The organism is Nostoc sp. UCD121 (assembly GCF_014222285.1).
In the GTDB taxonomy this organism is placed as follows: domain Bacteria; phylum Cyanobacteriota; class Cyanobacteriia; order Cyanobacteriales; family Nostocaceae; genus Nostoc.
Map to the genome: position 1 here is coordinate 1 of NZ_JACKZS010000286.1, position 7,796 is coordinate 7,796.

At 43.5% G+C, this 7,796-nt stretch carries 4 protein-coding genes; 3 read left to right on the plus strand and 1 reads right to left on the minus strand.

Features of this window, described 5'->3' with window-relative positions; genetic code table 11:
- Positions 1-92 precede the first annotated feature (92 nt).
- The 3 genes from GNF10_RS33375 to GNF10_RS33385 all read left to right on the plus strand — a co-directional run bounded on the left by GNF10_RS33375 (position 93) and on the right by GNF10_RS33385 (position 4,941).
- A complete protein-coding gene (locus tag GNF10_RS33375) occupies positions 93-2,174 on the plus strand; it encodes a TIR domain-containing protein (protein WP_185592591.1) in 2,082 nt (693 codons plus the stop codon).
- Positions 2,175-2,382: 208 nt separating this feature from the next.
- A complete protein-coding gene (locus GNF10_RS33380; protein ID WP_185582754.1) occupies positions 2,383-3,144 on the plus strand; it encodes a TVP38/TMEM64 family protein in 762 nt (253 codons plus the stop codon).
- 246 nt (positions 3,145-3,390) lie between these two features.
- The gene (locus tag GNF10_RS33385; protein WP_185592593.1) at positions 3,391-4,941 is read left to right on the plus strand and encodes a mercuric reductase; all 1,551 of its coding nucleotides are present in this window, start codon (positions 3,391-3,393) and stop codon (positions 4,939-4,941) included.
- A gap of 53 nt (positions 4,942-4,994) precedes the next feature.
- On the opposite strand, the gene GNF10_RS33390 is transcribed toward GNF10_RS33385, so the two are convergent.
- Positions 4,995-7,796: PA14 domain-containing protein (locus GNF10_RS33390; RefSeq protein WP_185607383.1), on the minus strand; the 2,802-nt coding region annotated here is incomplete at its 5' end.

Genomic DNA, 7,796 nt, shown 5'->3' on the forward strand with positions numbered 1-7,796 from the left:
TCCCAATCCACGCAAGTAAATTCAGGAATCAAACCCAATTCTATAGTAGTTTTACTGGTTGAGATGAAGCTAGGCTAGATTGAGCAAATCACATGACAGACGTTTTTATCTCCTATTCGCGGAGAGACAAAGAGTTCGCTCTTATTCTCCAAAATGCCCTCAAAGCTCAGAATCGTGAAACCTGGGTTGACTGGAAAGATATTCCTTTGACAGCCGACTGGTGGGCAGAAATTGAAGCGGGGATTGAAGCAACTAACACTTTTGTCTTTGTAATTAGCCCAGATTCCATTGCCTCTAAAGTCTGCAATCAAGAGATTGAACACGCCGTCAAAAATAACAAGCGCCTCGTGCCAATTGTGCGGCGAGAAGTCTTCGACATGGAGCAGGTTAATCCTGCCCTTGCCAAGCACAACTGGCTGTTCTTTCGGGAACAAGATGATTTCGACATTGTTTTTGCCCAGCTAATTAAAGCAATTGATACAAATTTAGAATATGTGCGCGGGCATACGCGCTTGCTGATTCGGGCGCTGGAGTGGGAGAACAAGGGACGTAACGATAGCTTTTTGCTACGTGGAACTGATTTAGACGCAGCAGAGCAATGGCTTGTCTCTAGTGCTGCTCAACAACCCCAACCAACCCAACAGCAGAAAAACTACATTAGTAAAAGCCGCGAAGCTGAAGCAGCGAATCAAAGATTGATGAAAGCTGGACAGCAGGCAAGACAGATGGTTCGCATTGGTTTTGGCGTGCTGGGTCTGACGTTGGTATCAGCAGCAATAGCTGGAATCTGGGCAAACAAAACTATTCAAGAAGCCCAAGAAGGCACAAAGCTAGAGCGAGAGGGAGTTGCAGCTATACAGCAGTTTGAGGTGCAGTCAATAGAAGCCTTACTCACAGCTATGAGCGCAGGGCAAGGGTTGCAGCCACTGGTTAAGGATGGTCGCCCTTTAGAACAATATCCAGCCGTCAGCCCCATCTTAGCTTTGCAAACAATTTTAGATGGAATTCAAGAACGGACGCAGCTTACAGGGCATCAGGGACAGGTCAGAAATGCCAGTTTTAGCCCGGATAGCAAGCTGATTGTGACTGCAAGTGATGACAAGACAGCGCGGGTGTGGGACACAACGGGTAAGCTGTTAGCCCAACTCAAAGGGCATCAGGGAGTGGTCTACAATGCCAGTTTTAGCCCGGATAGCAAGCTGATTGTGACTGCAAGTGATGACAAGACAGCGCGGGTGTGGGACACAACGGGTAAGCTGTTAGCCCAACTCAAAGGGCATCAGGGAGTGGTCTACAATGCCAGTTTTAGCCCGGATAGCAAGCTGATTGTGACTGCAAGTGATGACAAGACAGCGCGGGTGTGGCCAGTGGAAAGCTTAGATAGACAGTTAGCTCGAGGTTGTGCCTGGCTGCACGATTACCTTATTACCCATCCCCAGGATTTAGAAAACCTATCAGTATGCCAAAATCAACCTATTTTGATGGCAGCAGCACCATTTCTGATAAGGCAAGGTGAGGAACAAGCAAGAGAAGGTGATGCTCAAGAAGCAGTTGTTGCTACCTTTCGTAAAGCTTTGAAGTGGAATCCCAGCTTAAAATTTGACCCAGAGGCAAAAGCAAAGCCACTAGTAGAAGCTGCAAATCAAGTTAACAAAGGTGAGGATTTAGCAAAGGTAGGTAATATTGATGGTGCTGTTACAGCTTTTCAAACTGCATTGCAACAAGACCCTAGTTTTGAATTTGAGCTAAAGGCAAAAGCTTTTTCGGTACTGGTTGATAAGGGAAGTAAACTTATAGAAGAACGTAAGTTTAAAGAAGCAGTAGCCGCTTACACCAAAGCTCAACAATTCGCTCCCAACGGAGAAATCGACGCGTATTCATGGAGAAAACTTTGTCGGCAAGGGAGTCTGCGGGGTTATGCAAAAGATGTATTGTCTGCCTGTGAAAAAGCTGTGGTGCTTGCTCCTAATGATGGTGATGCTCGTGATAGCCGCGGCCTTGCCAGGGCGCTAACAGGGAATACAAAAGGTGCAATTGAAGACTTTCAAGGATTCATCGCTCAGACTGACGATAAAGAAATAAAATCCCAGCGCGAAAGTTGGGTAAAAGTTTTAAGCGCTGGTAAGAATCCATTCACACAACAGGAAATCAACCGTTTAATTAAAGAAGGATAGAAATTTAGAGAGTAATAAATGTGTGATTAAGTTAAGTCCTAATACCAATTTAATGTGAAGTTGCACATATCTTGATCCCCCTAAATCCCCCTTAAAAAGGGGGACTTTAAATTCCGGTTCCCCCCTTTTTAAGGGGGGTTAGGGGGGATCTATAAGTGCCTAAAGTCACAGCAAAATACTTTTAAAAAAACCTCTTAAACCTAAAGTGATGAAAAAGCAATCTACAGAAAATCTATTGAATCTTGAAAACTTCCACAAGCCTTTTAAATTGATTGGATTAATATTGCTAGTATTTGGCTTTGGGTTTTTGTTAAATACAGACTTTGCCTTAGCACAAGAATCTGTAAATAATTCTTTTAACCCCCAAGGAATTTTACGGGATGCCTTGCAATGGATTAATAGCCTTGGTACTGTAGGAGCGATCGCTTTTATTGCCCTTTACATTATCGCCACCATTGCTTTTTTCCCAGGTTCGATTCTCACCTTGGGAGCGGGTGTAATTTTTGGCGCAGTTTGGGGTTCTATCTACGTATTTATTGGTGCAACCCTTGGCGCTACAGCTGCTTTTCTCGTTGGACGTTATTTAGCAAGGGGTTGGGTTGCTGGTAAAATCGCAGATAACAAAAAATTTGCCGCTATTGACCAAGCCGTTGGCAGAGAAGGATTAAAAATCGTCCTGCTAACGCGACTCTCGCCAATATTTCCTTTCAATTTATTAAATTATGCCTTTGGTATTACAGGAGTTTCACTTAAAGATTATTTCATCGGCTCTGTAGGCATGATTCCTGGAACCATTATGTACGTTTATATAGGTTCCCTTGCAGGTAATTTAGCGATGATTGGCACTGAGGCTCAACCTACTAACCCGACTTTACAATGGGCAATTCGGATTTTGGGTTTGTTTGCGACAGTCGCCGTTACAGTTTATGTAACCCGGATTGCACGCAAAGCTTTGGAAGAGGAATTGTAAGATAGCATAGCTTTGCTATTTTACTGTGGCTTATTCAACAGCAAATTGCTGTAAGTTATCGATTAATAAAACGTTTATACAGGAAAACTTTAATCGTATCTGTCAATTCCCAAACGGACAGAATAATTCAAAGGCTGTATTTATTATTAAACAAACATAAAAAACAAGAGACTGAGCCACCTAAATTTATTTCCTCCCCAAGATAGTTGACTTTAGTATTTTCAATTCTTAAAAGAGGTTTCGCCAATGACCAATTCAGATTTAGAGAGAGTCACGGTTCGCCCAACGGATGAGTATAACCAAAAGTTGGTGTCTTACGTCCATCCGCCAAACTGGGTTAATCCTCAACCCGCAGATGTTTATGATTTGGTAGTAATTGGGGCTGGTACGGCGGGATTAGTTGTGGCGGCGGGGGCTGCGGGTCTAGATTTGGGTTTAAAAGTGGCGTTAATTGAAAAGCATCTCATGGGTGGAGATTGCTTAAATGTTGGTTGCGTACCATCTAAAACTATTATTCGGTCTGCCCGCACCATTGGCGAAATCTGGGATGCTAAAGACTTGGGAGTTAATATTCCCCAACATAATATAGATGTTGATTTTCCCAAAGTTATGGCAAGAATGCGGCGAATCAGGGCTGATATCAGCCCTAACGACTCGGCGGAACGGTTTCAAAAGTTGGGTGTCGATGTCTTTTTGGGTAGCGGTCGATTTGCGAGTAAAAATACCGTGGAAGTTGGCGGTAAAACCCTGCGGTTTAAAAAAGCTGTAATTGCGACAGGCGCAAGAGCCGCACAACTGTCGATTCCGGGAATTGAAAAGGCGGGTTATCTAACAAATGAGACGGTTTTTTCGCTGATTCAACGGCCAGAACGTTTGGCGGTGATTGGTGGCGGCCCCATTGGTTGCGAATTGGCACAAGTTTTCCGACGCTTGGGTTCTGAGGTGGTACTTTTCCATAGCGGTTCTCATCTTCTGAATAAAGAAGACGCTGAAGCTGCTGAAATTCTGCAAAAGGTTTTGATTAAGGAAGGAATTCGCGTAGTGTTGAATTCCAAATTAGAAGAAGTAGTAACTGTAACTGAAGGGAAACGGCTTTACTTTTCTTCTAATGGTCATCGAGATTCGGTGACAGTAGATGAAATTTTAGTCGGTGCGGGGCGATCGCCAAATGTCGAAAATCTAAATTTAGAAGCAGTGGGTGTAGAATACGACAAACGCCAGGGTGTGAAGGTAAATGATTATCTCCAGACGACTAATCCCAAAATTTATGCGGCTGGCGATATCTGTATGAACTGGAAGTTTACCCATGCTGCTGATGCTGCGGCGCGGATTGTGATTAAAAATACGCTGTTTTCTCCCTTTGACATCGGACGCTCGAAACTCAGCAGTTTGGTGATGCCTTGGGTAACTTATACTGACCCCGAAATTGCCCACGTGGGGATGTACGAACACGAGGCGAAGAAATTGGGTATTGAAGTGACGACAATTAAGATACCTTTTAGTAGTGTAGACCGAGCGATCGCAGATGGTGAAGAATCAGGATTTCTGAAAATCCACCATAAAAAGGGTTCTGATGAAATTATCGGTGCAACTATTGTCGCCAGTCACGCTGGTGAGATGATTTCAGAAGTGACTACAGCAATGGTGAATAAGCTTGGTTTGAGTAAGTTAAGTAGTGTAATTCATCCTTATCCCACTCAAGCGGAAGCGATTAAAAAAGCAGCTGATGCTTATCGTCGTACCCTCCTGACATCAAATACCAAAAAATTGTTGGGATTTTTGACAAAGTTATCTTGACAAAAATCAGTGAACAGTCGAATAACTGTTCACTGATCTCCTTCAAGTCATCTCTAAGCAGGTCGGAAGCGAGCAATTTCACCCCCGGTCAAGTTTACGTAGTACAAATTACCATCTTTTCCAGTGGTGATTTGTGTAGGCACTCCTAGATTTGGCGTGTCTGCTGGGGAAGCAAACCGCTTAACAGAGACAAGTTTGCCTTGGCTATCGAATGTCAAAGCATCGATAGTTCCTTGACTGAAATCACCAACGAATAACGCACCTTGATAGATTGAGGGGAAAGTATTGCCTGTGTAAAAGTCCCCCATAGTAATCGAATTGGAACTAAAATGCTTGTAAGTATAAACTGGTGCTGTAACAGTTTTGCCACTACTATAAAAGTCTTTTGCTGCATCTAGGGTTGCATATTTTGGTTGTTGCAAGCTGACGATGTTGCCTTTTGCATCAAGACCTCCTTCATAGAACGGCCAGCCAAAGTTAGCTCCTGGTTTTCCGATATTGACCTCTTCGTAAGAATCAAAGCCAACATCACCAATCACAGGGTTATTATTCTTATCAATTGTGAAACGGAAGGGGTTACGCAGACCTAAGTTATAGACCTTGGAACTATTGCTATTGGAGTCGTTAGTAAGATTGTAGAAGGGATTACTTGATAAGCCTTTACCAGTAATCGCATCAATCCGCAGTATCTTGCCGGACAGATTGTTGACATCCTGAACGCGAATTGCTCGCGGATCTATCCCGTTGTAGGAAGTCCCGTCTCCTAAACTTACAAACAGAGAACCATCGGTACCAAAACGCACAGAACCAACTGAGTGAGATTCGCTATCGTTGGCTATAAAATTCTGGATATTTTGGACTTTATCGAGATTATTGAGATAATCCTGCAAGCTAGTAAACGGCTTACCAGTATCTTTGTTAATAATTCCTGAAGGTGCGTAGCCAAGTGAGACATTTGTGCTGTTTCCATCTGGACGGCTAATATTTTCCCAAATGGCATTAGTACCCAATAGCACAAATTGGCTGCCGGCAATGGCAGTAGTGTAATTCGTGTTGGGGTCAGCTGTTACCCGAATTAGCTGTGCAGTCCGATTCCCATTTTGATCGGGATTGTCCAATGAGCTAGCGGGATTGTTTTTAGGGTTGTTTGGATTAGTTTCTGGTGGATCGTAAGTGTACAACAGGTAAACATAGTTGTTGCCGGTTGGACTTTTGCCAAAATCTGGATGTACAGCAATGCCTAAAAGACCGCGATCGCGCGTGTCATTTACCTGTGCAGAAATATCGATAAATGGTGTTGCTAATAATTTGCCGTTGTCTAAGACTCGTACTACCCCATTTTTCTGGGCAATGAACATCTGCTTTTGGTCAGCTGTCCAGTCAAAAGCTGTGGGTTGATTCAAACCAGAAGCTACCGTATCTAAAGCAAACTTAGTAGAGTCATTATCAAGAATCGTGATAGTTGTCTGTTGATTAGTTAGTTGGACTCCAACTGCATTACTAAAGTTGAGAGTAAATGTTTCATTTGATTCCTCAACGTTGTCATTAATAATGGGGATAATAATGTTTTGCTGGCTTTGTCCTGCTATAAAACTCAAGGTTCCAGATTTACTTTGGTAGTCAGATCCAGCTTTAGCAGTTCCATCCACAGTTGTGTAGTTCACACTAGCAGCCCCTACAGTGTTACCCCGTGTAGCTATTACCGTAGCTGTTCCGGCACCCTCATTAATTACTGGCGCACTGAAATCGATGCCAGAGCGATCGTTATCTTGAATCGTAATTCCGAGAGTTCTTTGAAGTCCTAGTGTTGCTCCCCCTGGCTGATCGATAACAAAACTAAAGGTTTCATCTACTTCTATTAATGAATCGTTATTGATTGGAATTGATACCTGTCTGCTGCTTTCACCCGACGCAAAAATAATTGTTCCACCGCTTTCGGTGCCATCACTTCCGTAGTCAACTCCTGCTGTGGCAGTACCAGCTATGGTTGCATACTTGATTGAAGATGTGCTGCTTAAATCACCACTCCTGAGCAAAGTTATGGTAGCATTAACAGCGCCTTCGTTCAGAGTTGTAGAAGATGATCCTAATGTGATTGTGGTCTGAAGAACTGGTGAATACAGTTGTGATTGAGGAATAATTTCTTTGGTCTGAGAAGCACTCGACCAAGCCAACTTGGAAACGGCATTGACGGTATTTTCGAAGTATTCAAGCTTAATATCATACTTCTGACCTGCAACTAGTGCGATCGAGCCGCTAAATTCAGTGGCAGATTGATTGACAAACTGATTGATGATTTGCTGACCATTTACCCAGAGTCGCACACCATCATCGCTAGTGGTATAGAAGTTGTAAGTCTCGCTGTACTTGGCTTGCACCTGACCTGTCCAACGTGCTGAGAAGGTATCTGGAGCAATGAACGGTTCTGGAGAACCAAGACCCCAGGCAAAATTCACTGTCGCATCTGTACGGGTTTGCTTCAGGTTGGTAAAGTCGATGTTGTCGTAGTACTCTGCTTTGAGTCCGTTGCCGTTGCCATTAGCACTTTGACTATAAAGTTGGGACTGAGGAATGATTTCTTTGGTTTGAGAAGCACTTGACCAAGCCAACTTGGAAACGGCAGTGACTGTATTTTCGTAGTATTCAAGTTTAATATCGTACTTTTGACCTGCAATTAGTGCGATCGAGCCAGTGTTTTCTGTAGGTGATTGATCGACAAACTTATTAATGATTTCTTGACCATTGACCCACAGCCGCACACCATCATCGCTACTGGTGTAGAAGTTGTAAGTCTCGCTGTACTTAGCTTGTACCTGACCTGTCCAACGTGCTGAGAAGGTATCTGGAGCAATGGT